The organism is Variovorax sp. AB1(2024) (assembly GCF_037482385.2).
Classification (GTDB): Bacteria; Pseudomonadota; Gammaproteobacteria; order Burkholderiales; family Burkholderiaceae_C; genus Variovorax.
This window is the reverse complement of sequence record NZ_JBBHKP020000001.1, coordinates 627,439-650,692: the sequence shown is the minus strand read 5'-3', so window position 1 is coordinate 650,692 and position 23,254 is coordinate 627,439. Positions and strand designations below refer to the sequence as shown.

25 protein-coding genes are annotated in these 23,254 nt (G+C 69.1%); 15 read left to right on the top strand and 10 right to left on the bottom strand.

Annotated elements, in window-relative coordinates; translation table 11 throughout:
- Positions 1–55 precede the first annotated feature (55 nt).
- The 5 genes from def to WIX39_RS03200 are packed head-to-tail and all read left to right on the top strand — an operon-like array spanning position 56 to position 3,116.
- Positions 56–574: a peptide deformylase gene (def, locus tag WIX39_RS03220; protein ID WP_409194494.1), complete on the top strand. Its 519-nt coding sequence runs from the start codon at positions 56–58 to the stop codon at positions 572–574.
- A 1-nt stretch (position 575) separates the two neighbouring features.
- Positions 576–1,088: a hypothetical protein gene (locus tag WIX39_RS03215; RefSeq protein WP_409194493.1), complete on the top strand. Its 513-nt coding sequence runs from the start codon at positions 576–578 to the stop codon at positions 1,086–1,088.
- Positions 1,085–2,041, top strand: a complete 957-nt coding sequence (gene fmt, locus WIX39_RS03210; protein ID WP_409194492.1) for a methionyl-tRNA formyltransferase — start codon at positions 1,085–1,087, stop codon at positions 2,039–2,041. The genes WIX39_RS03215 and fmt overlap by 4 nt, the downstream gene beginning before the upstream one ends.
- The gene (locus WIX39_RS03205; protein WP_106936439.1) at positions 2,041–2,781 is read left to right on the top strand and encodes an AzlC family ABC transporter permease; all 741 of its coding nucleotides are present in this window, start codon (positions 2,041–2,043) and stop codon (positions 2,779–2,781) included. Before fmt ends, WIX39_RS03205 begins: the two co-directional genes overlap by 1 nt.
- On the top strand, positions 2,778–3,116 hold the full coding sequence (locus WIX39_RS03200) for an AzlD domain-containing protein (protein WP_409194491.1): 339 nt from the start codon (positions 2,778–2,780) through the stop codon (positions 3,114–3,116). The genes WIX39_RS03205 and WIX39_RS03200 overlap by 4 nt, the downstream gene beginning before the upstream one ends.
- A 9-nt stretch (positions 3,117–3,125) precedes the next feature.
- On the opposite strand, the gene WIX39_RS03195 is transcribed toward WIX39_RS03200, so the two are convergent.
- The 6 genes from WIX39_RS03195 to WIX39_RS03170 are packed head-to-tail and all read right to left on the bottom strand — an operon-like array spanning position 3,126 to position 8,628.
- The gene (locus WIX39_RS03195; protein ID WP_409196314.1) at positions 3,126–4,097 is read right to left on the bottom strand and encodes a Bug family tripartite tricarboxylate transporter substrate binding protein; all 972 of its coding nucleotides are present in this window, start codon (positions 4,095–4,097) and stop codon (positions 3,126–3,128) included.
- A 43-nt stretch (positions 4,098–4,140) separates the two neighbouring features.
- Entirely contained in the window at positions 4,141–5,118 is a 978-nt protein-coding gene (locus WIX39_RS03190; protein WP_409194490.1) for an MBL fold metallo-hydrolase, read from the bottom strand.
- Positions 5,115–5,321 carry a DUF2783 domain-containing protein gene (locus WIX39_RS03185; protein WP_409194489.1) on the bottom strand — a complete coding sequence of 69 codons (207 nt, stop codon included), beginning with the start codon at positions 5,319–5,321 and terminating at the stop codon, positions 5,115–5,117. Before WIX39_RS03185 ends, WIX39_RS03190 begins: the two co-directional genes overlap by 4 nt.
- The gene (locus WIX39_RS03180) at positions 5,318–6,967 is read right to left on the bottom strand and encodes an FAD-dependent monooxygenase (protein WP_409194488.1); all 1,650 of its coding nucleotides are present in this window, start codon (positions 6,965–6,967) and stop codon (positions 5,318–5,320) included. Before WIX39_RS03180 ends, WIX39_RS03185 begins: the two co-directional genes overlap by 4 nt.
- Before the next feature lie 7 nt (positions 6,968–6,974).
- Positions 6,975–8,096, bottom strand: coding sequence for an alpha/beta hydrolase family protein (locus tag WIX39_RS03175; RefSeq protein WP_409194487.1), 1,122 nt, complete (start codon positions 8,094–8,096; stop codon positions 6,975–6,977).
- Positions 8,089–8,628, bottom strand: coding sequence for a VOC family protein (locus tag WIX39_RS03170; protein ID WP_409194486.1), 540 nt, complete (start codon positions 8,626–8,628; stop codon positions 8,089–8,091). Before WIX39_RS03170 ends, WIX39_RS03175 begins: the two co-directional genes overlap by 8 nt.
- Before the next feature lie 93 nt (positions 8,629–8,721).
- Here WIX39_RS03170 and WIX39_RS03165 point away from each other — a divergent pair, with 93 nt between their 5' ends.
- The 3 genes from WIX39_RS03165 to pyk all read left to right on the top strand — a co-directional run bounded on the left by WIX39_RS03165 (position 8,722) and on the right by pyk (position 12,447).
- Complete coding sequence (locus WIX39_RS03165; protein WP_409194485.1) at positions 8,722–9,627, top strand: LysR family transcriptional regulator; 906 nt, start codon at positions 8,722–8,724, stop codon at positions 9,625–9,627.
- 91 nt (positions 9,628–9,718) lie between these two features.
- Positions 9,719–10,912, top strand: coding sequence for a phosphoglycerate kinase (locus WIX39_RS03160; protein ID WP_409194484.1), 1,194 nt, complete (start codon positions 9,719–9,721; stop codon positions 10,910–10,912).
- An 86-nt stretch (positions 10,913–10,998) separates the two neighbouring features.
- Entirely contained in the window at positions 10,999–12,447 is a 1,449-nt protein-coding gene (gene pyk, locus WIX39_RS03155) for a pyruvate kinase (protein ID WP_081268800.1), read from the top strand.
- A gap of 20 nt (positions 12,448–12,467) precedes the next feature.
- Here pyk and WIX39_RS03150 read toward each other — a convergent pair whose 3' ends face one another.
- Positions 12,468–13,484, bottom strand: coding sequence for a 1-aminocyclopropane-1-carboxylate deaminase (locus tag WIX39_RS03150; protein ID WP_106936453.1), 1,017 nt, complete (start codon positions 13,482–13,484; stop codon positions 12,468–12,470).
- Between the two features lie 136 nt (positions 13,485–13,620).
- On the opposite strand from WIX39_RS03150, the gene WIX39_RS03145 reads away from it, so the two are divergent.
- The 4 genes from WIX39_RS03145 (at position 13,621) to WIX39_RS03130 (ending at position 17,223) form a co-directional block, all read left to right on the top strand.
- Positions 13,621–14,106 (top strand): Lrp/AsnC family transcriptional regulator, encoded by a 486-nt coding sequence (locus tag WIX39_RS03145; protein ID WP_409194483.1) that lies wholly within the window; start codon positions 13,621–13,623, stop codon positions 14,104–14,106.
- Between the two features lie 35 nt (positions 14,107–14,141).
- Positions 14,142–15,080 carry an alpha/beta hydrolase gene (locus WIX39_RS03140; protein WP_409194482.1) on the top strand — a complete coding sequence of 313 codons (939 nt, stop codon included), beginning with the start codon at positions 14,142–14,144 and terminating at the stop codon, positions 15,078–15,080.
- Between the two features lie 65 nt (positions 15,081–15,145).
- Positions 15,146–16,210, top strand: coding sequence for a class II fructose-bisphosphate aldolase (gene fba / locus WIX39_RS03135; RefSeq protein WP_081268804.1), 1,065 nt, complete (start codon positions 15,146–15,148; stop codon positions 16,208–16,210).
- 107 nt (positions 16,211–16,317) lie between these two features.
- Positions 16,318–17,223, top strand: coding sequence for a phosphoribosylaminoimidazolesuccinocarboxamide synthase (locus WIX39_RS03130; protein ID WP_081268805.1), 906 nt, complete (start codon positions 16,318–16,320; stop codon positions 17,221–17,223).
- A gap of 11 nt (positions 17,224–17,234) precedes the next feature.
- On the opposite strand, the gene WIX39_RS03125 is transcribed toward WIX39_RS03130, so the two are convergent.
- Together WIX39_RS03125 and WIX39_RS03120 are read right to left on the bottom strand one after the other, a co-directional pair.
- Positions 17,235–17,690: an META domain-containing protein gene (locus WIX39_RS03125; protein WP_409194481.1), complete on the bottom strand. Its 456-nt coding sequence runs from the start codon at positions 17,688–17,690 to the stop codon at positions 17,235–17,237.
- Between the two features lie 134 nt (positions 17,691–17,824).
- The gene (locus WIX39_RS03120) at positions 17,825–18,745 is read right to left on the bottom strand and encodes a tetratricopeptide repeat protein (protein WP_409194480.1); all 921 of its coding nucleotides are present in this window, start codon (positions 18,743–18,745) and stop codon (positions 17,825–17,827) included.
- Between the two features lie 36 nt (positions 18,746–18,781).
- Between WIX39_RS03120 and purE the strand changes: the two genes are divergently transcribed.
- Genes purE through WIX39_RS03105 form a run of 3 tightly spaced genes read left to right on the top strand, consistent with a single transcriptional unit; the run spans position 18,782 to position 21,518 of the window.
- Positions 18,782–19,333: a 5-(carboxyamino)imidazole ribonucleotide mutase gene (gene purE / locus WIX39_RS03115; protein ID WP_106936457.1), complete on the top strand. Its 552-nt coding sequence runs from the start codon at positions 18,782–18,784 to the stop codon at positions 19,331–19,333.
- Positions 19,330–20,520: a 5-(carboxyamino)imidazole ribonucleotide synthase gene (locus tag WIX39_RS03110; protein ID WP_409194479.1), complete on the top strand. Its 1,191-nt coding sequence runs from the start codon at positions 19,330–19,332 to the stop codon at positions 20,518–20,520. The genes purE and WIX39_RS03110 overlap by 4 nt, the downstream gene beginning before the upstream one ends.
- Positions 20,517–21,518 carry an L-threonylcarbamoyladenylate synthase gene (locus WIX39_RS03105; protein WP_409194478.1) on the top strand — a complete coding sequence of 334 codons (1,002 nt, stop codon included), beginning with the start codon at positions 20,517–20,519 and terminating at the stop codon, positions 21,516–21,518. Before WIX39_RS03110 ends, WIX39_RS03105 begins: the two co-directional genes overlap by 4 nt.
- A gap of 13 nt (positions 21,519–21,531) precedes the next feature.
- Here WIX39_RS03105 and WIX39_RS03100 read toward each other — a convergent pair whose 3' ends face one another.
- Entirely contained in the window at positions 21,532–23,118 is a 1,587-nt protein-coding gene (locus tag WIX39_RS03100) for an alpha/beta hydrolase family protein (protein WP_409194477.1), read from the bottom strand.
- Positions 23,119–23,254: the final 136 nt, after the last annotated feature.

The following is a 23,254-nucleotide window of genomic DNA, read 5'->3' as shown; positions in this document are numbered from 1 at the left end:
GGGGCCCGTCGCGTCGCGGAATTGGCGAAAATAGCCACAACTTCCCCCCGATTTCATGGCCAAACGAATCATTCTGAGTTACCCGGACAAGCGCCTGCACACGGTGGCCAAGCCGGTGCAGGGCGTCGACGCACGCGTCAAGGCGCTGGTGGCCGACATGCTGGAAACAATGTACGACGCCAACGGCATCGGCCTGGCAGCCACGCAGGTCGACGTGCATGAGCGGCTCGTCGTCATCGACGTGTCGGAAGAGCGCAACGAGCCCATCGTGCTCATCAACCCCGAGATCACCTGGGCCAGCGACGAGAAGGTGCTGAACGAGGAAGGCTGCCTTTCGGTGCCCGGCATCTACGACGGCGTGATGCGCTCGACCTCGGTCAAGGTGCAGGCGCTCGATGAGAACGGCGAAAGCCGCACCATCGAGGCCGACGGCCTGCTGGCCGTGTGCATCCAGCACGAACTCGACCACCTGCTGGGCAAGGTGTTCGTCGAATACCTCTCCCCCCTGAAGCGCAACCGCATCAAGAGCAAGCTGCTCAAGCAGCAGCGCGAAGAACTGCGGGAACGGGCCTGACATGACGATGCAGCGCGGCTTTCGCACCTTCGCCACGCTGGCGGTCTTCGCGGCCGCCGCCCTGGGGCTGGCGGGCTGCGTGAGCGAGCCCGCGCGCATCCGGCCCGGCACCTCCGCCGCCGAAACGCTGCAGCTGCTGGGCACGCCCACGGGCCGCTATCCGCTCAACGGCGGCGGCGAGCGGCTGCAATATTCGCGCATGCCCGCCGGCTTCGAGGTGACCGACATCGACGTCGACGCATCCGGCAAGGTCGTCTCGGTGACCCAGGTGCTCAGCGAAGCGCGCTTCGGCCAGGACATCAAGGTCAATCAGTGGCGCCAGGACGACGTCATGGCCTTCTACGGCCGTCCCTATGAAATCTCCCGCGTCAGTTCCTTCGACGGTGCCGTCTGGACCTGGCGCTACAAGGCCGTGAACGAGCGCCGCATGCTGTACATCTACATCGATCCGACCGGCGTGGTCCGGCGCTATCACACGGGGGACGATCTCGAGCTCGATCGGATCCGCGATTGAGCCGCCTGCGCGTCGTTTTCGCGGGCACGCCCGAGTTCGCTCGCGTCGCCCTGGAGGCCATCGCCGCCGCCGGCCATGACATCGTGCTGGTGATGAGCCAGCCGGACCGCCCCGCCGGCCGCGGCATGAAGCTGCAGGCCTCACCCGTCAAGCAGTGCGCAGTGGCCAACGGCTGGCCCGTGGCCCAGCCGCGCAGCCTGCGCCTGGACGGCAAGTACCCCGACGAAGCCTCGGCCGCGCGCGACACCCTGCTGGCCGCCAGGCCTGACGTGATGGTGGTCGCCGCCTACGGCCTGATCCTGCCGCAGTGGGTGCTCGACCTGCCGGCGCACGGCTGCCTGAACATCCACGCGAGCCTGCTGCCGCGCTGGCGCGGCGCGGCGCCGATCCACCGCGCCATCGAGGCCGGCGACGCGCAGACCGGTATCACCATCATGCAGATGGACGCGGGGCTCGATACCGGCGACATGCTGCTGCGCGAGTCGGTCGACATCGGCGACGACAACACCGCGCGCCTGCACGACCGGCTGGCCGGGCTGGGCGGCCGCATGATCGTCGAGGCGTTGGCGAACATCGGCGGCCTCACCCGCACGCCCCAGCCCGCCGAAGGCATCACCTACGCCCACAAGGTCGAGAAGCACGAAGCGCTGATCGACTGGGCCCAGGCCGCCGACGCCATCGTGCGTCGCATCCGCGCCTTCGACCCGTTTCCCGGCGCCAACAGCCCGCTCGACGGCGAGGCCATCAAGCTGTGGGCCGCCCACGCGACTGCGGCCACGGATGCGTCGGCTGCGCCGGGCACGATCCTGGCCGTCACCGACGCCGGCGTTGCCGTGGCGGCTTCCGGCTCGACCGTCACCATCACCGAACTGCAGCGCGCGGGCGGCAAGCGCCTGCCCGTGGCCGATTTCCTGCGCGGCTTCGACCTGAAGCCCGGGCAGGTGTTCGGCTGATGTTCCTGTCGACCGCCATCCGCTCGCGGCCCGAATTCCGGACGGGCGTGCGCGACATGTCTTCCGTGGCGCTGGGCATCGGCGCCTGGGGCCTCATGACCGGCGTGGCCATGGTCAAGTCGGACATGAGCGTGATCGAGGCGATTGCGATGACCCTGCTGGTCTACGCGGGCAGCTCGCAGCTGGCGGCCATTCCGCTGCTGGCCGCGGGCGCGCCGGCCTGGGTGATCCTGGCCACGGGCTTCTGCGTGAACCTGCGCTTCGTCGTGTTCAGCCTGCACCTGCGCCCCTACCTCATGCACATGCCGCGCTGGCGCCGCATGCTGCACGGCTACCTCACGGCCGACATGAGCTATGCGCTCTTCACCAGGAAGTACCCCAAGCCGCCGCTCACCATTGCCGAGGAGCAGTCGCAGGAGGCCTACCTCACCGGCAACTACTTCGTGACCTGGTGCGCCTGGATGGGTATGAGCATGCTGGGCGTGGCGCTCGCCAACTTCATTCCGCAGAACTGGGGCCTGGGCTTCGCGGGCGTGCTGAGCCTGGTGGCCATCGTCTGCTCGATGGCGACGACGCGGCTGCGCGTGCTGGCCGCGCTGATTGCCGGCGTCACCGCGGTGGCCGCCTATGCGCTGCCGCTGAAGCTCAACATCGTGGTCGCCATCGGCGTCGCGGTGCTGCTGTGCTTCTGGCTGGAGAAGCAGTTCGGGCTCGACCCCGCCGCGGAGGACGACAAATGAGTGGAACCACCGACCTGTGGACCATGGGCGTGATCGTCGGGCTGGCGCTCGTCACCGTGCTCACGCGCTGCTTCTTCTTCATCCTGGACCGCCCCTGGGGCCTGCCCGAGTGGGCGCACCGCGCGCTGCACTATGCGCCGGCCGCCGCGCTCGCGGCGGTGATCGCGCCCGAGATCGTCATGACGCAGGGCCACCTGATCGGCACGCTGCACGACGCCCGCCTCTATGCGGCGGTCGTCGGCGCGGCTTACTACTACTGGCGGCGCGGCGTGCTCGGCACCATGCTCGCGGGCATGGCGGTGTACCTGCCGCTGCACCTGGGCCTCGGCTGGTAGTTCGCGTCTTCAGTCGAGCTTCACGCCGGCTGTTCTGATGATGTTGCCCCAGCGCTCGCTCTCGGCGCGCGAGAGCTTGTAGAAGTCCTGCGGCGAGCCCGGCAGCGCCTCGAAGCCGAAGTCCGCGAACAGCTTCACCACCTTCGGCGCCTTCATGGCCTTGTGCAGTTCGGCGTTGAGCCGCGCCACCGCTTCCGGCTGCATGCCGGCCGGGCCGATCAGGCCGTGGAAGGCGTAGGCGTTGACGTCGGGAAAGCCGGCCTCGACGAAGGTCGGCACCTCGGGCAGCGCATTGGCGCGCTGCGGCAGCGCGATGGCCAGCACCCGCACCTTGCCCGACTTGATGATCGACAGGCCCGAGGCCAGGTCGAGCATCATCACCGGCACCTGTCCGCCCATCACGTCGGACATGGCGGGCGCGGCGCCCTTGTACGGCACGTGCACGATGCTCAGCCCGGCCTTCTGCTTGAACAGCTCCATCGCCATGTGATGCGGCGAGCCGTTGCCCGGCGAGGCATAGCTCACCTTCTCGGGGTTGGCCTTCACGTAGCGCACGAACTCCGCCACGTTCTTCGCGGGGAAGTCGGGGTGCACCACCAGCGCCACCGGAAAGCGGCCGATGGTGCCGATGTAGGTGAAGTCGCTCGCGGGCTTGTACGGCAGCTTGGTGAACATGTGTTCGTTGAAGAGCAGCGCAGCGTTCTCGGCCTGCATGATCGTGTAGCCGTCGGGCCTGGCCTGCATCATCACGGACACGCCGATGTTGGTCGACGCGCCGGGCCGGTTGTCGATGATCAGCGGCTGCCCCAGCGAAGGCTGCATGGCCTCGGCCAGCGAACGCGCCAGGTTGTCGGTGCCGCCGCCGGCCGAGTACGGCACGATCCACTTGACCGGCTGGTTCGGGTAGGCCGCCGGCTGCGCCGACGCGAAGGAAGCAGCCAGCGCGAGGGTCGCGGCCAGCAGGGGAAGGAAGCGTTTCATCATCGTCTCTTGTCTCCGTTGCCTGTTTTGAAATCGGTTCGGTTCAGTCGCCGCGCAGCACTTGCCACAGCTCGCGGTCGCGCTCGGCGGTCCACACCACGGGGTGTTCGATGCCGCGCAGTTCGTCATAGGCGCGCGACACGTCGAAGGGCAGCACATGCTGGAACACGGGCCAGCCGCCGAAGCGCGGCGTCATGGCCGCCTCGGCGCGCGCGAAGCAGCCCTTGAGCGTGTCGCCCGCCGCGATGCCGGCCTTCACGCTGTCGAGCAGCGTCGACAGGAATGACTTGGTCAGCCCGATCGCCTCGGCGCATGCGGCTTCGTCCTGCAGCACCGCGCCGCGGCCAGGCACCAGCACGCGCGGGTTCAGCGCGCGCACCGCGTCGAGCGTGCGGGCCCAGTCGCCGATATAGGCGTCGCCCGCGTACACCCCGCAGTGGTTCTCGACCACGTCGCCGGAGAACAGCACGCCGCAGTCGGGCAGCCAGGCGACGGTGTCGCCGCTCGAATGGCCGCGGCCCAGCGCCATCAGCCGCAGCTCGCGGCCGGTGCCCGGGCGGGGGCCGAGCCACAGGCTCATTTCGCCCTGGAAGCTCATCGTCGGGAAGGTCAGGCCCGGAATCTCTTCCACGCCCGCGAACAGGCGCGGGAAGCGGCCCACCTCCGAATCGAAGTCGGCCTGGCCGCGGGTGCGTATCCAGTCGAGCGTGCCGTTGCTCGCGATGATCTGCTCGACCTCGTCGAAGGCGCTCGCGCCCATCACGCGCACCGCGTGGTAGTGGGTGAGCACGATGGTCCGGATCGGCTTGTCGGTCACCGTGCGGATGGCCGCGAGGAAATCGCGCGCCATGCGCGGCGTGGGGCGCGTGTCGATCAGCACCACGTGGTCGTCGCCGACGACGAAGCCGCAGTTGGGATCGAAGTCGCTGATGTAGCCGTAGGCACCGGGCGCGAGCTCGCGCAGCTGCGGCTTCTGCTCGCGGGTGTCCGAGGCAGAAGCGAAAGAGACGTTGGCGGTCATGGGGTGTGGTGGGTCGTGGGGTTGTCTTCGGCGGCCGCGCGGATGCAGGCCAGCAGCACGTCCTGGTCGGCGCACTGGTTGGCCAGCAGCAGCACGAGGCGGGCATTGAGGTCGGCGCTGTGCGCCTCGCTCAGGCCTTCGTGCGCGGCAAGCAGGGCGGCGTAGAAGCCGTCGGGGTCGGGGATGCGGGGCGCTGTGTTCATGGGGCGGTGTCGTGGGCGAGGGCGGTGCGCAATGCTGCGGCGATGGCTTCGGGCGTGGCTTGCGTCAGCACGGCGGCGCGGTAGGCGTCGGGCCGCACGAGGACGAAGCCGCCCGCATGGCCGATGCCGAGATGGCGCGCCAGTTGTTCGTCGGCTTGCAGCGTGGGCAGGCCGCTGTCGCCGCCCACTGCCAGCAGGCGCAGCGGCAATGCGGCGCTGGCGTCAAGGGCGGCCAGTGCCTGTTCGCGCGTCGGCGCGAACCACAGGCCGATGCACTGCGTGCCCTCGTCCAGCAGCTGCATCAGCGTCGTCCCGCGGCCGTCGGCCCAGCGCAGCGGCAGGTTCTGCACCGTGCGGCCGCCTTCGGGCAGCGCGGGCGCGGGCGGGTAGTCGTTGGCGACCGACATGCGTCCGGTGTTCACCAGCGCCCGGGCGAACGGATGGCGCGCGGCCAGCGCCACCACGGCGCGGCGCAGCGTGTGCTCGGCCGGCGAACGCGGCGCCAGGAAGCGCGCCGAGCGGCTGGTCACCTGCAGGTTCTGCGCGGCGGCGGGCTGGCGCTCGGCGTCGTAGCTGTCGAGCAGCGCATCGCCGGCCTTGCCTTGCGCGACCAGCGCGAGCTTCCAGCCGAGGTTGGCCGCGTCCTGGATGCCGCTGTTGCCGCCGCGCGCGCCGAAGGGGCTCACCACGTGCGCCGCGTCGCCGATGAAGAACACGCGGCCGTGCCGGAAGCTGTCGAGCAGATGGTCGCGGTAGCCGTACGGCCCGATCCACACGAACTCGAACTCCACGTCCGGCCCCAGCTGCTCGCGCAGCCGCGCGCCGGCCACCTCGGGCTTGCTGATGTGGGCCGTGTCGCAGTCTTCGGGCATCTGGTAGTCGATGCGCCACACGCCGTCGGCCATCAGGTGCTGCCACACGCCGCGGCCTTCGTTGAAGGGCGCGTCGACCCAGGTCCAGCGCTCGGTGGGCAGCGGCTTCCTGAAGCGCACGTCGCTGATGCACCAGCGGTCGGTGCTGCGCGAGGCGTGCGCCTCGATGCCGAGCTGCGCGCGTATCGGGCTGTTGGCGCCGGTCGCGTCGATCAGCCGGTCGGCCTCGATGGTGTAGCTGCCCGCGGGCGTCTCGATGTCCAGGCGCACGCCGTCGGCCAGTTGCTCGACGCGCGTCACGCGGCTCTTCCAGCGCACGTCGGTGCGGCCGAGTTCGAGGATGCGCTCGACCAGGAACCACTCGACGTAGAACTGCTGCAGGTTGATGAACGGCGGCTGCCTGGAGACGCTGTTCGCCTGCAAGTTGAAGTTGTAGACCTCCTGCTCGCCCGAGAAGGTGCGCCCGAACGACCAGGTGATGCCCTTGGCCGCGATGCGCTCGTAGACGCCCAGGCGCTCGAAGATCTCCAGGCTCTTCTGCGCGTAGCAGATGCCGCGCGACGAGGCGCCGCGCACGCCGACGGTGTCGTCCTCGTCGAGCAGCACGGCATGCACGCCGCGCTGCGCGAGGTCGCAGGCCAGCGTGAGGCCCGAGGGGCCGGCGCCGACGATCACGATGGGGTGGCGCACGACCTTCGCGCTGTTCAGCTCGGGCGGGGGCGTGAAGGGCCAGACCGGCAGCTCGTAGGCCGGTGCGAATGCAAAGTTTTCCATGTCTCTTCTACAGCGCGTGGGCGAACTCGGCGATGGCGTCGGCCGCCTGCGGGATCAGGTGCGGCTGGCCCGCCAGGTAGTGGTTGCCGCCCACGATGTCGACGTTGCGGATGCGCGATCCGCCCGCCGCCATCCATGCGTCGCGCGTGCTCGGGAACGTCGACTGGTCGCCGGTGTAGGTCAGCAGCAGCTTCGGCACCGTGGTGCGCGCGAGGTTGGTCGGCCCGTCGGCCTGCGAGCGCGACGACCACTGCGACAGGAAGGCCGTGAGCGAGGTGGTGCGGCCCATCGCGTTGGCCGAGTAGTTCACCTGCCGCGCGTCGCCCCACACGCTGCCGGGCAGGCGGTCGTTGGGGTCGAGCGAGAGGTCGACGCAGCGCGGATCGGCATGCGTGCGGTAGACGATGAAGGTCTGGTCGCGCGGCGCGCCGGGCGTGTTGCGCAGCAGCGCGAGGCGGTCGAGGCACCACTGCTCGATGCGGTCCAGCCGCGCCTTCTGCGCGGTGCTGAAGCGGGCGAGGAAGTCGCTGTCGTAGGGCACGCGGTGGCGCGGGTCGTACATGTCGAGCTCGGGGTCCACCGAGAGCGGGTCGTGCTCGTCGGTGACGGAGGGGTCGATCCAGTCGCGCATCAGCCGGGTGCGGCCCAGGTGCGCGGCGCACAGCGCGATGCCGTCCACCGGGGGCAGGTCGCCCGGGTGCAGGTGCGTCGGGTCGCCGTCCGGGAGGTGCGTGGCGGTGAGCTTCTCGGCCTGCGCCTGGTAGAAGGCCGACAGCGCAGCGCCGCCGGAGTTGCCGACGAGGAACACCTTCTCGTAGCCCGCCGCGCGCAGGTACTGCACGCCGGCGCCCAGGTCTTGAATGGCGCGTTCCATCAGCAGCACCGTGTCGTTGCCCACGAAGCGCGAGTTCAGCCCCATGCAGCAGATGCCGCGCTCGGCCAGCGGGCCGATCAGGTAGTGGCCCATGAAGTTGCTGGTCGGGTGCATCACGATGGCCGCGACCTTCTTCGGCCCCTGCGGTGCCTGGCAGGCGCCATAGATGCGCGGGCGCAGCAGCTGCAGGCCCGACTGGCTCTCCATCGAGGCGCCGGGCTTCACGTCGATGACGGCGAGTTGCAGCTCAGGCATTCGACGCACTCCTCGCAGCGCGCAGCTCGGCCTTGCGCGCAGTCCAGGCGTCCAGGTCGGCACGGGCGCGCAGCGCATGCGCGTCCATCTCGGACTGAGGCACGGTCGGCGTGGTCAGCTCCACGCGGATGCCGTTGGGGTCGAAGAAGTAGATCGACTCGATGATGTGGTGGTCGGTCACGCCCAGCACCTCGACGCCCGCGCCCTCGAGGCGCGCCTTGGCGGCCAGCAGGTCGTCCACCGAATCGACGCGCAGCGCGATGTGGTTCACCCATGCGGGCGTGTTGGGCGAGGGCTGCGCCGCAATGTCGTCGCCCAGGTCGAAGAAGGCGATGTACGAGCCGTCGCGCATCTGGAAAAAGATGTGCACATAGGGGCAGTACTCGCCCGTGCTCGGCACGTGGTCGCTCTTGATGACGTGGGCCAGCGGCAGGCCCAGCAGGTCTTCGTAGAAGCGGCGGGTTTCCTCGCTGTCGCGGCAGCGCCAGGCGAAGTGGTGCAGCCCGCGCACGGGCGGTGGTGGGGTTGGCATGGCTCTGGTGTCTCCGTTGAGCCGGTATTGGGCGACGCCGGGTCTTATGATGCAATCGAAATTAATTCATCGATTGATGAAATAACCATATATATGAACCTGACCCTGCGCCAGTTGCGCGCCTTCGCCGCCGTGGCCGAGAGCGGCAGCTTCACCGCTGCGGCGCAGCAGCTGCACCTCACGCAGTCGGCGCTCAGCGTGCTGGTGCGCGAGCTCGAACGCGAAATGGGCGTGCAGCTGCTCGACCGCAACACCCGCAGCGTGCAGCTGTCGGAGGCGGGGCGCGAGTTCCTGCCGTCGGTGCACCGGCTGCTGGGCGACCTGGCGGGCGCGGTGGCTGGCGTCACCGACCTGCGTGACAAGAAGAAAGGCTTGTTGCGGCTTGCGGCGCCGCAGCTCATGGCCTGCACGCTGATGCCGCGCGTCATCGCGGTCTACCGCGAGGCCTATCCCGACGTGGACGTGCGGCTGGCCGACACCCTGCCGGAGCACCTGCTGTCGGGCGTGAGCGCCGGCGACGTGGAGCTGGCCGTGGGCCAGGACGTGGCGGTGGACGGCGCCATCGAGCGCCGCACGCTGTTCCGAGACCGGCACTGGCTGATCTGCCCGCCGGAACACGCCTTCGCCAACCGCCGCAAGGTGCGCTGGCACGAACTGGGCCCCTACACCTTCATCGCGCCCACGCGCGACTTCCGCCAGCGCGTGCTGCCCGAGCTGGCGCCGGCCGAGCGCGACTACATGCTGCGCCCCGGCACGCAGGAGGTTTCGTACATGACCACCGCGCTCGGCATGGTGGCCTCGGGGCTGGGGCTCACGGTGTGCCCGACCTATTCCGCGCCGCTGGTGCGCGCCCACGGGCTGCGCATGGTGCGGCTCGAGTCGCCCGACTTCCACCGCGAGGTTTGCGTCTACAGCGCGGCCCGGCGCAGCCTTTCGCCGGCTGCCGCGGGCTTCGTCGAGATCCTGGAGCAGTTCGCCAGCGCGCAGCAAAAGGCCTGAAAAGCATCGGCCCGCGGCAACAGGCGCTCAGGGCGGGCAAAGTGCAAAACCTACAATGCAGGCCGACCCGTCTTCCACCTCTTCCAGACCCATGAACGTCATTCGATTCACCGACCTCTGCGCACAGGGCAAAGCCGCCGGCCAGCGCGTCTTCATCCGTGCCGACCTCAACGTGCCGCAGGACGAAGCCGGCAACATCACCGAAGACACGCGCGTGCGCGCCTCGGTGCCCTGCATCCAGCTGGCGCTCGACGCCGGCGCGGCCGTGATGGTCACCTCGCACCTGGGCCGCCCGACCGAAGGCGAATTCAAGCCCGAAGACTCCCTGGCCCCCGTCGCCAGGCGCCTGGGCGAGCTGCTCGGCCGTGAAGTGCCGCTGGTCGCCAACTGGGTCGACGGCGTCGACGTCAAGCCCGGCCAGGTCGTGCTGCTCGAGAACTGCCGCGTCAACAAGGGCGAGAAGAAGAACGACGAGGCGCTGGCCCGCAAGCTGGCCGCGCTCACCGACATCTACGTGAACGACGCCTTCGGCACCGCCCACCGCGCCGAGGCCACCACCTACGGCATCGCGCAGTTCGCGAAGATCGCCGCCGCCGGCCCGCTGCTGGCCGCCGAGATCGACGCCATCACCAAGGCGCTGGCACAGCCCAAGCGGCCGCTGGTGGCCATCGTGGCGGGCTCGAAGGTCAGCACCAAGCTCACCATCCTCAAGAGCCTGTCGGCCAACGTCGACCAGCTGATCGTGGGCGGCGGCATCGCCAACACCTTCATGCTGGCCGCCGGCCTGAAGATCGGCAAGTCGCTGGCCGAGCCCGACCTGGTCGACCAGGCCAAGGCGGTGATCGACGCCATGCGCGCGCGCGGCGCCGACGTGCCGATTCCGGTGGACGTGGTCACGGCCAAGACCTTCGCGGCCGACGCGGCGGCCACCGTCAAGGACGCGAGCGACGTGGCCGACGACGACCTGATCCTGGACATCGGCCCCAAGACCGCCGCGATCCTGGCCGCGCAGCTGCGCGAAGCCGGCACCATCGTCTGGAACGGCCCGGTGGGCGTGTTCGAGTTCGACGCCTTCGCGGGCGGCACCAAGGCCATCGCGCAGGCGATTGCCGAAAGCAGCGCGTTCTCGATCGCCGGCGGCGGCGACACGCTGGCGGCCATCGCCAAGTACGGCATCGAGAAGCAGGTCGGCTACATCTCGACCGGCGGCGGTGCCTTCCTGGAAGTGCTGGAGGGCAAGACCCTGCCGGCCTTCGAGATCCTGTCCAGGCGCGCGGCCGGCTGATGCCGGCGGCGGGAAAGCCCGTGGGGTGACTTCCGTCAGACACACAAAGTGTATACAGTAGCGAATACAAAACGGAGACTACCCTCATGAGCACGGACCGCATTCCCCGCCACGCCACCAAGATCGTTGCCACGCTCGGTCCGGCGTCCAACACGCCGGAACTGCTGGAAAAGATGATCCTGGCCAAGGTCAGCGTGGTGCGGCTGAACTTCAGCCACGGCACGGCGCAGGACCACATCGACCGCGCGGCCATGGTGCGCGAAGCCGCCCGCAAGACGGGCCGCGAAGTGGCCATCATGGCCGACCTGCAGGGCCCCAAGATCCGCGTGGGCAAGTTCGCGCAGGGCAAGGTCTGGCTGGAGCCGGGCGCCAAGTTCGTGCTCGACGCCTCGCGCACCGAGCCCGGCGACGTCGATGCCGTGGGCCTCGACTACAAGGACCTGCCGCGCGACGTGAAGCCCGGCGACAAGCTGCTGCTGAACGACGGCCTCATCGTGCTCACGGTCGACGCCGTCAAGGGCGAGGCGGTGCACACCACCGTCAAGCTCGGCGGCGAGCTGTCGAACAACAAGGGCATCAACAAGCAGGGCGGCGGCCTCACGGCGCCCGCGCTGACGGCCAAGGACATGGAAGACATCAAGACCGCGATGAGCTTCCAGGCCGACTACGTGGCCGTGAGCTTCCCCAAGAACGCCACCGACATGGAAATGGCGCGCCAGCTGTGCAACGTGGCCGCGGCCGAGTACGGCCACAAGCCCGGCATGATCGCCAAGATCGAGCGGGCCGAAGCCATTCCCAAGCTGGAAGAGATCCTGCGCGCCAGCGACGGCATCATGGTCGCGCGCGGCGACCTCGCCGTGGAAGTGGGCAACGCGGCAGTGCCCGCGCTGCAGAAGAAGATGATCCGCATGGCGCGCGACATGGACAAGGTGGTCATCACCGCGACCCAGATGATGGAGTCGATGATCACCAACCCCGTGCCCACGCGCGCCGAGGTGAGCGACGTGGCCAACGCCGTGCTCGACGGCACCGACGCCGTGATGCTCTCCGCCGAGACCGCCTCGGGCCGCTACCCGCTCGAGACCGTGCAGGAGATGAGCCGCATCTGCGAAGCCGCGGAAGCGGCCGAAGACAAGACGCTCGACGCCGACTTCAGCGGCAAGACCTACAGCCGCATCGACCAGTCGATCGCCATGGGCGCGCTGTTCACGGCGCACCACCTGGGCGCCAAGGCCATCGTGGCGCTGACCGAGTCCGGCGCCACCATGCTGTGGATGAGCCGCCACCGCGCGCACATTCCCATGTACGCGCTGACCTCGCGGCTGGCCACGCAGCGCAAGCTGGCGCTGTACCGCAACGTGCGCCCGCTGCTGATGGACTCGGAAAGCGACCGCGACACCGCGCTGCTGCAGGCCGAGAACCACCTGAAGAAACGCGGCATCGTGCAGACCGGCGACGTCTACGCCATCACCTGCGGCGAGCCGATGGGTGCCCCCGGCGGCACCAACATGCTCAAGATCTGCAGGGCGAGCTGAACCCGCCCGGCTGAGCTTGCTCAGCCGTTGCGGAACAGGAAGCTGTAGGCGTTCAGCGCGGGCACCCCGCCCAGGTGCGCATACAGCACCTTCGAGCCGGCCGGGAATTCACCCAGCCGCACCTTCTCGATCATCCCGTGCATCGACTTGCCCTCGTACACGGGGTCGGTCAGCATGCCCTCGAAGCGCGCGCTCAGGCGAATGGCCTCCAGCGTGCCTTCGTTCGGCAGGCCGTATTCGGGGCCGCCGAAGCGGCGGTCGAGCACCACGTCTTTCTCGGTGATGTCGCGGCCCAGCTCGACCAGCTCGGCCGTGTTCTTCGCGATGCGCACGATCTGCTCGAAGGTCTGCTGCGGCTTGGCCGAGGCGTCGATGCCGATCACCCGGTCGGCCCGGCCGTCGGCCGCAAAGCCCACCACCATGCCGGCCTGCGTGCTGCCGGTGACCGAACAGACCACGATGTAGTCGAACTTGAAGCCCAGCTCGGCCTCCTGCTGGCGCACTTCCTCGGCAAAGCCCACGAAGCCGAGCCCGCCGCGCGGATGCTCCGAGCAGCCCGCCGGAATCGGGAACGGCTTGCCGCCGGCCTTGCGCACGCTCTCCATCGCGTCTTCCCAGCTCTTGCGGATGCCGATGTCGAAGCCGGAGGCATCGAGCCGAACGTCGGCGCCCATGATGCGCGACATCTCGATGTTGCCCACGCGGTCGTACACCGCGTCGGAGTAGTTGACCCAGTTCTCCTGCACCAGCACGCACTTCAGGCCCAGGTGCGCGGCCACCGCGGCCACCTGCCGCGTCTGGTTCGACTGGATGCCGCCGATCGACACCAGCGTGTCGTAGCCGCCTTCCAGCGCCTCGGGAATCAGGTATTCGAGCTTGCGCGTCTTGTTGCCGCCGAAGGCCAGGCCGCTGTTGCAGTCCTCGCGCTTGGCGTACAGGTCGACCTTGCCGCCCAGATGGGCGCTCAGCCGCTTCAGCGGGTGGATCGGCGTCGGGCCGAAGGTCAGGGCGTGGCGGGGAAATTTCTTCAGGTTCATGAGGCTGGCTCCGGTGCGTTGAAGCCATCGATCGTAGGAAGAAGGGTTCGCAACGTGCTTGCGAAGTTCAGTGGCTTTCCGTAAGAAAAAAAGGCAACATCGCCATCTTCAGGACTTTCAATCTGCAAAGCTGCCGATGAACACAACAAAGTTGCGTACCCCGCCGGAGCTGGACCGCATCGACCGTGCCATCCTGCGCGCCATGCAGCGCGACGCCTCGCTGTCGAACGTGGCGCTCGCGGCCAAGGTCAACCTCAGCGCCGCCGCCTGCCTGCGCCGGGTCGAGCGGCTCAAGGCGGCGGGGCTCATCAAGGGCGTGGTGGCGCTGCTCGATGCCGACGCGCTCGACCTCGGCATGCTGGTGATGATCGGCGTGGTGCTCGACCGCTCCACGCCCGACTCCTTCGCCGACTTCGAGAAGGCCGCGCAGAAGGTCCTGGGCTGCCTCGAATGCCACGTGGTGACCGGCGAGTTCGACTACTTCATGCTCGTGCGCACCCGCGACAACGACAGCTTCAACCGCCTGCACGCCGAGCAGCTGCTCTACCTGCCCGGGGTGCGCCAGATCCGCACCTTCGTCGTTCTAAAGCAGGTGATGTCAACCACGCAGCTTCCGATCTGACGAAACCGCTGCCCGCCTTCGTGCGTACTGGTGCGATGAGCTTTCCCACCTTCGCCACCTTCGAGTCCCTCCGCCGGCGCCGCAGCGCTTTCCTCACCGCCTTCACAGTCACCGCCGCCGCCGTGCTCTCGGCCTGTTCGCCGGTCAAGGTGCTCAACGGGCTGGTGCCCGGCGACACCTACCAGTTCCAGGGTGGCATCGCCTACGGCCAGGCGCCGCGCCAGCTGCTCGACGTGTACCAGCCGCTGCCGTCCACGCAACCGGCGCGGGGCTCCCGCCCGCTGGTGGTGTTCTTCTTCGGCGGCACCTGGACCAACGGCGACCGCGCCAGCTACAAGTTCGTCGGCGAGGCGCTGGCCGCGCGCGGCGCGGTGGTGGTGGTTCCCGACTACGGCCTGTCGCCCACCTTCACCTATCCGGTCTTCGTGCGCGACAGCGCGCTGGCCGTGAAATGGGCGCTCGACAACGCCGCGCAGCTGGGCGCCGACCCGAGGCAGGTCTACGTGATGGGCCACAGCTCGGGCGGCTACAACGCCGCGATGGTGGCGCTGGACGAGCGCTGGCTGGCCGAGGTGGGCGCCAGCCCCAGGCAGCTCGCGGGCTGGATCGGCCTGGCCGGGCCCTACGACTTCCTGCCCATCGGCGACCCGCAGGCGCAGGCCGCCTTCAACTGGCCGGACACCCCGCCCGACTCGCAGCCGCTGGCGCACGTCACGTCCGCATCGCCCCGCGCGCTGCTCCTGGCGGCCTCCAAGGACAACCTGGTCTATCCCGACCGCAACACCGGGCGGATGGCCCAGGCGCTGCGCGCGGCGGGCGTGCCGGTGCAGGTCAGGCTGTACGACAACCTGAGCCACGTGACGCTGATCGGCGCTTTCGCCAAGCCGATCCAGTGGCTGGGCGGGCCGGTGCTGCCGCCGGTCATGGAGTTCCTCGGGTTGGCGTCAGTGCCGTCCGACAAGGCCGCTCGGTAGAATTGGAGTAGTTTTTCTCGTCTTCCAGCCTTCTCTTTTTCCAATTTCCCGCGAGGTATTTCCCCATGGCACTCGTCTCGATGCGCGAACTGCTCGACCATGCCGCAGCCAATGGCTACGGCATTCCGGCCTTCAACGTCAACAACCTCGAACAGGTCCAGGCCGTGATGGAGGCCGCCAAGGAAACCGGCGCCCCCGTCATCCTGCAAGCCAGCGCAGGCGCGCGCAAATACGCCGGCGAAGCCTTCATCAAGCACCTGATCCAGGCCGCCATCGAGCAGTACCCGAACATCCCGCTGGTCATGCACCAGGACCACGGCCAGAACCCCGACGTCTGCAAGGGCGCCATCGACCTGGGCTTCAGCTCGGTCATGATGGACGGCTCGCTCGAGGCCGACGGCAAGACCATCGCCAGCTACGACTACAACGTCGACGTCACCAAGAAGGTGTCGGACATGGCCCACCGCCTGGGCGTGACGGTCGAAGGCGAGCTGGGCTGCCTCGGCTCGCTCGAGACCATGAAGGGCGACAAGGAAGACGGCCACGGCACCGACGACACCATGACGCGCGAACAGCTGCTCACCGACCCCGAGCAGGCCGCCGACTTCGTCAAGCGCACCCAGATCGACGCGCTGGCCATCGCCATCGGCACCAGCCACGGCGCCTACAAGTTCACGCGCGAGCCCACCGGCGACATCCTGGCCATCGACCGCATCAAGGAAATCCACCGCCGCATTCCCAACACCCACCTGGTGATGCACGGCTCGTCGAGCGTGCCGCAGGAGCTGCTGGCCATCATTCGCCAGTACGGCGGCAACATGAAGGAAACCTACGGCGTGCCCGTCAAGGAAATCCAGGAAGCCATCAAGCACGGCGTGCGCAAGATCAACATCGACACCGACATCCGCCTGGCCATGACCGGCGCGGTGCGCAAGTTCCTGTTCGAGAACCCCGAGAAGTTCGACGCCCGCGAATGGCTCAAGCCCGCGCGCGAAGCCGCCAAGCTGATCTGCAAGCAGCGCTACATCGAGTTCGGCTGCGAAGGCCAGGGCGCCAAGATCAAGGGCGACACACTGCAAGTGGTTGCCGCCAAGTACGCCAAGGGCGAACTCGCTCAGGAAGTCGTTTAAAAACCTCCCCGCGATTCGAAGGCCACCGTTCGCGGTGGCTTTTTTCTGCGCGCACAATCCGCTTTCACCGTCTTTCAGTTTCCGTCGTTTCCCCACCGCAATTGCCCATGACCACCGTCCACACCTCCTCCATCCAGAGCCTGCCCCTGCTTGCGCGCGGCAAGGTGCGCGACAACTACGCCGTCGGTGAAGACCGCATCCTGATGGTCGCGAGCGACCGGCTGAGCGCCTTCGACGTGATCATGGGCGAGCCGATTCCCGGCAAGGGCGAGATCCTGACCCAGATGGCGCTGTGGTGGTTCGAGCGGCTCGGCCAGCTGTGCCCCAACCACCTGACCGGCGATGCGCCCGAGAGCGTGGTCACCGAGGCCGAGGTGCCGCAGGTCACCGGCCGCTCGATGCTGGTCAAGCGCCTGAAGCCGATCCCGGTCGAGGCCGTGGTGCGTGGCTACCTGGCCGGCAGCGGCTGGAAGGAATACCAGGAAAGCCAGTCGGTCTGCGGCGTGCCGCTGCCCGAGGGCCTGACCAACGCCAGCAAGCTGCCGCGCCCCATCTTCACTCCCGCGGCCAAGGCCGCGGCCGGCGAGCACGACGAGAACATCAGCTACGAGCGCGTGGTCGAGATCGTCGGCCCCAAGCTGGCCCAGCAGATCCGCGAGACCAGCATCGCCATCTACGAAACCGCGGCGCAGATCGCCCTGGCCAAGGGGATGATCATTGCCGACACCAAGTTCGAGTTCGGCCTCGACGAAGCCGGCACGCTGGTGCTGATGGACGAGGTGCTCACGCCCGACAGCTCGCGCTACTGGCCGGTGGAGGGCTACCAGGCCGCGCTGGCCGCCGGCGCCAACCCGCCGAGCTACGACAAGCAGTTCGTGCGCGACTGGCTCGAAGCCACCAAGATCAACGGCAAGCCCTGGGACAAGACGCCTCCGGCGCCGCGCCTGCCGGCCGAGGTCATCGAGAAGACCGCCGCCAAGTACCGCGAGGCGCTCGAGCGCCTCACCGGCTGATCAGCGGCTGATCAGCGCGCTCCGGCCGAGCTGAAGGTCGCCACGGTCCGGCCGCCGGCGTCCAGCAGCGCCAGCCGGCCCGGCCCCGCGAGGCTGTAGCTCGCGGTGTTCTGCAGCGCCGAAATGAACTGCGCCTCGTTGGCGCCGCGCGCGGGGTCGAGGCAGGCCATGCGGGTCGAGGCCAGCTGGCCGATCTTCAGCGAGATGCCAGCGCGCGTGAACGAACCCGAAAGGCGGTTGCAGCCGCCCGATCCGCTGACCCGTCCGCTGCTGCGGTCGAACTGAACCTGCGCGCCGCTGTTGGGCGCGATGGTCTCGTCGCCCAGCTGCACCAGGCGCCAGGTCGGCCCCTCGATCGGTTCGTCCAGGCTGATGCCGCTCCCGCATCCGGCCAGGGTGGTCGACAGCGCCGCCGCCGCGAGGGCAAGCAGTGCGATGCGGCTGGTGGGGCGGGCGAATGAGCGCATGGCCGGTCTTTCCTTTTCAAATCTGCAACAAGTTGAATCGGGCGTGATCGTATGCGACGGCGCCAGCCGCGCCAATGCCGTCCCCGCGTGCGGCCGGGCCATGAAAAAAGCGACCCGGAGGCCGCTTTGGGGGATCAGCTCAGCACCACGCTGCTCAGGCGGCGGCGGTAGGTGGCCACCACCGGATCGTCCGGCGGGATCTGGCCGTCGGCCACCTTGACCTTCGGCGGCTCGATCAGGTCGAGGATCGCGATGTAGGTCTTGCGCGCGAGGTCTTCGCTCCAGGTCTTGTCGCGCATCAGGATGTCGAGCAGCTCGTCCATCGCGTCGGTCCAGCGCTGGGCGGCCATTAGCAGGCGGGCGCGGCCGAAGCGGGCGTCGAAGTCGCGCTTGTTGGCCGCGATCTTCGCGTCGAAATCGGCGGCGTCCGGCGCGGCACCGGTGGGCGGCGCTGCGAAATCGATAGCATCCATCCAGCGCTGCAGCGCGTCGAAGCGGCGCACCAGCGTGGTCTTGGCGATCACCGGGGCGAACGCGACCTTGGCGTCGTCGTGGCGGCCTTCCTGCAGCAGCAGCTTGACGTAGTCGAAGCGGGCGTCGTCGTTGGCGGGGTCGGTGGCCACGGCGTGCTGCAGCTTCTCGAGCGCGCCCTGGGTGTCGCCGCCGGCCAGCGCTTCCTGCGCGGCGGCTTCTTCCGAGGCAGCCTCGGCTTCGTCGGCGCCGGGCACATGCTTGTCGAGGAATTCGCGGATCTTCTCGGCCGGAATGGCGCCGACGAAGCCGTCCACGGGCTGGCCGTCCTTGAACATCACGCAGAACGGGATGCTGCGCACGCCGAACATCTCCGACAGCTGGGAGGAGATCTGCGGCACCTTGTCGGCGTCGAGCTTGGCCAGCGTGAAGCGTCCGCCGTACTCGACTTCGAGCTTTTCGAGCACCGGGCCGAGCTGTTTGCAGGGGCCGCACCATTCGGCCCAGATGTCCAGCAGCACCGGCGTGGCGACCGAGCCTTCGATCAGTTCGGCCTGGAAATTTTCGAGAGTGATGTCGATCATCGGAACCAACTGAGGGTGAAACGTAAAATTGAAACCATGAACGAAACCATTCAGGTCGGTGTAGTGATGGGCTCGAGCTCCGATTGGGAGACGATGCGCAACGCGGTCGAGATTCTCCAGCAATTCGGAATCAGCCACGAGGCAAAGGTGGTCTCGGCCCACCGCATGCCCGATGCGCTCTTCGCGTATGCCGAAAGCGCCGCCGGGCGCGGGCTCGCCGCGATCATCGCCGGGGCGGGCGGGGCGGCCCACCTGCCGGGCATGCTGGCGTCCAAGACCACGGTGCCGGTGCTCGGCGTGCCGGTGGCCAGCCGCCACCTGCAGGGCGTCGATTCGCTCTACAGCATCGTGCAGATGCCCAAGGGCGTGCCCGTGGCCACCTTTGCCATCGGCAACGCCGGCGCGGCCAACGCGGCGCTGTTCGCGGTGTCGATGCTGGCGGTGAACGACCCGGCGCTGCGCGCGAAGCTCGACGCCTTCCGCACGGCCCAGACCGCCGCCGCCGAAGCCATGACGCTGCCGCCGGCTCCCGCTGGCGAAGCACCCCCCGTGTCCCCCTTCTCGCCCCAGGGCGGAGGTGCCCTGTGAGCAATGCCGACCTGCCCATTCTTCCGGGCGCCACGCTCGGCGTGCTCGGCGGCGGACAGCTGGGGCGCATGTTCGTCCACGCTGCCCAGCGCATGGGCTACTTCACGGCGGTGCTCGACCCCGACACCGACAGCCCCGCCGGCCGCGTGAGCCACCACCACATCCACACCGACTACGACGACGTCGACGGCCTCGCACGCCTGGCCGGGCTGGCCGACGCGGTGACGACCGAGTTCGAGAACGTGCCCGCGCCTTCGCTGGAGCACCTGGCGGTGGCGCGGCCGGTGTCGCCGGGCGCCCCGGCCATCGCCATCGCGCAGGACCGCATCGCCGAGAAGGCGCACTTCACCCGCTGCGGCGTGCCCTGCGCGCCCTATGCGGCCATCGAGACGGCGGCCCAGCTGGCCGCGGTGGACGACAGCCTGCTGCCCGGCATCCTGAAGACCGCGCGCCTGGGCTACGACGGCAAAGGCCAGCAGCGCGTGAAGACGCGCGCCGAGCTGGTCGACGCCTGGCAGGCCACGGGCTGCGTGCCCTGCGTGCTCGAGAAGATGCTGCCGCTCGAATTCGAGTGCTCGGTGATCCTCGCGCGCGGCCGCGACGGGCAGGTCGTGCACTTTCCGCCGCAGCGCAACCTGCACCGCGACGGCATCCTCGCCGTCACCGAGGTGCATCCGCAGAACATGCCCAAGACGGTGGCGCAGGGCGCCATCAATTCGGCCAGGAGCATCGCCAACGGGCTGGGCTACGTGGGTGTGCTGTGCGTCGAGTTCTTCGCGCTGGCCGACGGCTCGCTCGTGGTGAACGAAATGGCGCCGCGCCCGCACAACAGCGGCCACTACACGATGGAAGCCTGCGACGTGTCGCAGTTCGAGCTGCAGGTGCGCACGCTCGCCGGCCTGCCGTTGGCCGCGCCGCGCCAGCACAGCCCGGCCATCATGCTCAACCTGCTGGGCGACCTGTGGTTCCCGGCCGATGCCGACAAGCCGGTCTCCCCCCGCTGGAGCGAAGTGCTGGCCCTGCCGGGCGTGCACCTGCACCTCTACGGAAAGATGGAACCGCGACGCGGCCGCAAGATGGGCCACCTCACGCTCACCGGCGCCACCCTTGAAGCGGTGCGCGCCACGGCCTCGCAGGCGGCGCTGCTGCTGGGCCTGCCGGCGGTGACCTCCACCGACCTCGCATGATCCTCGACGGCCGCTCCCCGGACGCCATCGCCGAAGCCGTGCGCGTGCTGCGCGCGGGCGGGCTGGTCGCCTTCCCGACCGAAACCGTCTACGGCCTGGGCGCCGACGCGAGCAGCGACACCGCCGTGGCCGGCATCTTCAAGGCCAAGGGGCGGCCCGCCGACCATCCGCTGATCGTGCACGTGGCGGCCGGCGTCAAGGGCACCGAATCGCTGTCGCGCTTCGCCCAGCCGCTGCCGGCTTTCGCGCAGAAGCTGGTGCAGGCCTTCTGGCCCGGCCCGCTCACGCTGATCGTCACGCGCCAGCCCGGCGTGGGCGCGGCGGCGGCCGGCGGGCAGGACACCATCGGCCTGCGCTGCCCCTCGCATCCGGTGGCGCAGGCGCTGCTGCAGGCCTGCGCCGAGCAGGGCGTGCCGGGGCTCGCAGGCCCCAGCGCCAACCGCTTCGGCCGCGTCAGCCCGACCACGGCGCAGCATGTGCAAGACGAATTCGGCGACGCGCTGCCGGTGGTCGACGGCGGGGCCTGCGAGGTCGGCATCGAGTCGACCATCGTCGACTGCAGCCGCGGCGCGCCCGTGCTGCTGCGCCCCGGCCTCATCACCCGCGCGCAGATCGAGGCGGCCTGCGGCGAGAAGCTGGCCGACCGCGAAGTGCTCGAAACACCCGACCCGCGCGCCTCGGGCACGCTGGAGGCGCACTACGCGCCCGACGCCAAGGTGCGCCTGATGGACGCCAAGGCCATCCAGACCGGGCTCGACGTGCTGGGCGCCAACGCCGCGCACATCGCCGTGTGGTCGCGCGCCGTGGTGCGCAGCCGTTCGCAGCGCGTGCTGCTGCGGCGCATGCCCGACGACGCAGCGGCCAGCGCGCAGCAGCTGTTCGCCGTGCTGCGCGCGTTCGACACCGAAGGCGTCAAGCTGATCTGGGTCGAGACCCCGCCCGACACGCCCGAGTGGGAAGGCGTCAAAGACCGCCTGCAGCGCGCAGCGGCCGCCTGATACCGCGTTCCGGTCAGCTTCCGGCGGCGAGCACGCCCTGGAAGAAGCCTCGGGCCGACGCCAGGCAGAACGGCGGCGCCAGCGTGCCGTGGTACGCCTGTGTGACGGCCGTGGCCTTGTCGGTCGCGCTGCCCGGCGTGTTCTGCGCGAGCAGGCTCTTGGCCTGCGCGAAGCCGGCGCGGGCGGCTGAATAAGCGTCGTTGGCGCCCGAATCCTCCAGGTCGACCACCGTGAGCGCGGCGGCGGGCATGCCCTTGGCGCGGAAGTAGCCCGCGGTGGCGCGGGTGCTGGCGAAGTTCACCGTCGGGTCGTTGGCGCCGCCGCACATCAGCACCGGCTTGGCCGGCACCCAGTTGCGCAGGTCGTTCGCCACCGCCGCCCTGCGAAAGCCCGTGGTCGGCTTGCAGTCCAGTGGCGTGGCCGTGCCCACCGAGGCCGCCGTGGTCGGCAGCGCGTTGCCGGCGCAGGGATTCGACTGGATGTCGCTCGCCGCCTGCGTCAGGTAGCTCTGGCGGATCAGGTTGTTGGCGCCGTAGAAGATCGACAGCTGCGGATTCAGCGGACCCGGCACCGCGTCGGCCGGGAACAGCGCCAGCTGCGGCAGCTTGCCGGTCTGGAACAGCGTGGCGATGGGCGTGTTGCTCGGCAGCAGGGTGTCGATGCCGCTGGCGTACTGGTTCTCGTAGACGTCGGTGGTGGCGTTGTAGACGTTGCCGAACTGCTGCTGCCAGCTGGTCGACAGCAGCGGCACGAACAGCGTGGCGCCCAGCGCCGGCCAGCCTTGGAAGGTGTAGTCGGTCAGCAGGCTGATGGCCGAGGGCGCCGACAGCGGCGCCGCCGCCGTCACCGTCTTGCCGGTGGCCTGCATCTCGCGGTGCGCCGCCATCGCGACGTAGCCGCCCTGCGAATAGCCGGTGATGAACAGCGAGCCCGCATCCGTGGCGCCGATGTCGCCGAAGGTCTTGCGCGCCGCCGTGAGCGCATCGACCATGTCCTTGCCCTGCTGGTCGCCGTTGAGATACGGGTGGTAGGGCAGGGTCGACTTGTCGTAGCCGGCGTAGTTGGGCGCCACCACGATGTAGCCCTGCGCCGCGAACATGGCCGCGACCAGCAGGCCCTCGCCGGCGGCCGGCTGGGTGGTGTCGGTCCATTTCGCCAGGTTGTAGTTGCGTGCCGGCGTGGTGCCGTGCGCATACAGCACCACCGGCCGCGCGCCGCTGCAGGCCGCGTCGCTGCCCGTGGGCACCATGATGGCGGCGGTGGCGTTGGTGGCTTCGTTCTTGCCGCCGATGGTGCGGTACTCGAGGTAGCGCAGGTCGATGCCGCATTTGGGCGCGCCGGCCACCTGCAGCAGCGCCTTGCCCTGGTCGCTGGCCTGCAGGCTGGCATTGAACTGGGAGGCGGTGAGGTTGGCCGTCTGCGCGGGCGGCCCCGAGACGACCGAGCCGCGCCCGGTGTCGCCGCCGCCGCCACCACCGATCGGCAGCCCGCCGAAGCCGATGCCTCCGCCGCCTCCACCACCACCGCCGCAGGCGGTCAACAGCAACGCGACGCCCGCCAGCGCGAACGCCGGTGCGGGAATGTGCAACGGTCTTTTCATCGGGAATGTCTCCTGCGTGGATGTTTGTTGTCGTGCCGGAAGGCCGAAACGAACGGTCGTTCGCATGACCCGCAGCGATTTTGCGCAGGGGCCGGGCTGCGCGCAAGCGGCGCACCCCGGTAGATTTTTTCAGTAC

Excerpts from the sequence above, each read along its gene's own strand:
- def (WP_409194494.1), top strand. The coding sequence starts at position 56 with ATGGCCAAACGAATCATTCTGAGTTACCCGGACAAGCGCCTGCACACG.
- WIX39_RS03215 (WP_409194493.1), top strand. The coding sequence starts at position 576 with ATGACGATGCAGCGCGGCTTTCGCACCTTCGCCACGCTGGCGGTCTTC.
- WIX39_RS03205 (WP_106936439.1), top strand. The coding sequence starts at position 2,041 with ATGTTCCTGTCGACCGCCATCCGCTCGCGGCCCGAATTCCGGACGGGC.
- WIX39_RS03200 (WP_409194491.1), top strand. The coding sequence starts at position 2,778 with ATGAGTGGAACCACCGACCTGTGGACCATGGGCGTGATCGTCGGGCTG.
- WIX39_RS03195 (WP_409196314.1), bottom strand. The coding sequence starts at position 4,097 with ATGAAACGCTTCCTTCCCCTGCTGGCCGCGACCCTCGCGCTGGCTGCT.
- WIX39_RS03190 (WP_409194490.1), bottom strand. The coding sequence starts at position 5,118 with ATGACCGCCAACGTCTCTTTCGCTTCTGCCTCGGACACCCGCGAGCAG.
- WIX39_RS03185 (WP_409194489.1), bottom strand. The coding sequence starts at position 5,321 with ATGAACACAGCGCCCCGCATCCCCGACCCCGACGGCTTCTACGCCGCC.
- WIX39_RS03180 (WP_409194488.1), bottom strand. The coding sequence starts at position 6,967 with ATGGAAAACTTTGCATTCGCACCGGCCTACGAGCTGCCGGTCTGGCCC.
- WIX39_RS03175 (WP_409194487.1), bottom strand. The coding sequence starts at position 8,096 with ATGCCTGAGCTGCAACTCGCCGTCATCGACGTGAAGCCCGGCGCCTCG.
- WIX39_RS03170 (WP_409194486.1), bottom strand. The coding sequence starts at position 8,628 with ATGCCAACCCCACCACCGCCCGTGCGCGGGCTGCACCACTTCGCCTGG.
- WIX39_RS03165 (WP_409194485.1), top strand. The coding sequence starts at position 8,722 with ATGAACCTGACCCTGCGCCAGTTGCGCGCCTTCGCCGCCGTGGCCGAG.
- WIX39_RS03160 (WP_409194484.1), top strand. The coding sequence starts at position 9,719 with ATGAACGTCATTCGATTCACCGACCTCTGCGCACAGGGCAAAGCCGCC.
- pyk (WP_081268800.1), top strand. The coding sequence starts at position 10,999 with ATGAGCACGGACCGCATTCCCCGCCACGCCACCAAGATCGTTGCCACG.
- WIX39_RS03150 (WP_106936453.1), bottom strand. The coding sequence starts at position 13,484 with ATGAACCTGAAGAAATTTCCCCGCCACGCCCTGACCTTCGGCCCGACG.
- WIX39_RS03145 (WP_409194483.1), top strand. The coding sequence starts at position 13,621 with ATGAACACAACAAAGTTGCGTACCCCGCCGGAGCTGGACCGCATCGAC.
- WIX39_RS03140 (WP_409194482.1), top strand. The coding sequence starts at position 14,142 with ATGAGCTTTCCCACCTTCGCCACCTTCGAGTCCCTCCGCCGGCGCCGC.
- fba (WP_081268804.1), top strand. The coding sequence starts at position 15,146 with ATGGCACTCGTCTCGATGCGCGAACTGCTCGACCATGCCGCAGCCAAT.
- WIX39_RS03130 (WP_081268805.1), top strand. The coding sequence starts at position 16,318 with ATGACCACCGTCCACACCTCCTCCATCCAGAGCCTGCCCCTGCTTGCG.
- WIX39_RS03125 (WP_409194481.1), bottom strand. The coding sequence starts at position 17,690 with ATGCGCTCATTCGCCCGCCCCACCAGCCGCATCGCACTGCTTGCCCTC.
- WIX39_RS03120 (WP_409194480.1), bottom strand. The coding sequence starts at position 18,745 with ATGATCGACATCACTCTCGAAAATTTCCAGGCCGAACTGATCGAAGGC.
- purE (WP_106936457.1), top strand. The coding sequence starts at position 18,782 with ATGAACGAAACCATTCAGGTCGGTGTAGTGATGGGCTCGAGCTCCGAT.
- WIX39_RS03105 (WP_409194478.1), top strand. The coding sequence starts at position 20,517 with ATGATCCTCGACGGCCGCTCCCCGGACGCCATCGCCGAAGCCGTGCGC.
- WIX39_RS03100 (WP_409194477.1), bottom strand. The coding sequence starts at position 23,118 with ATGAAAAGACCGTTGCACATTCCCGCACCGGCGTTCGCGCTGGCGGGC.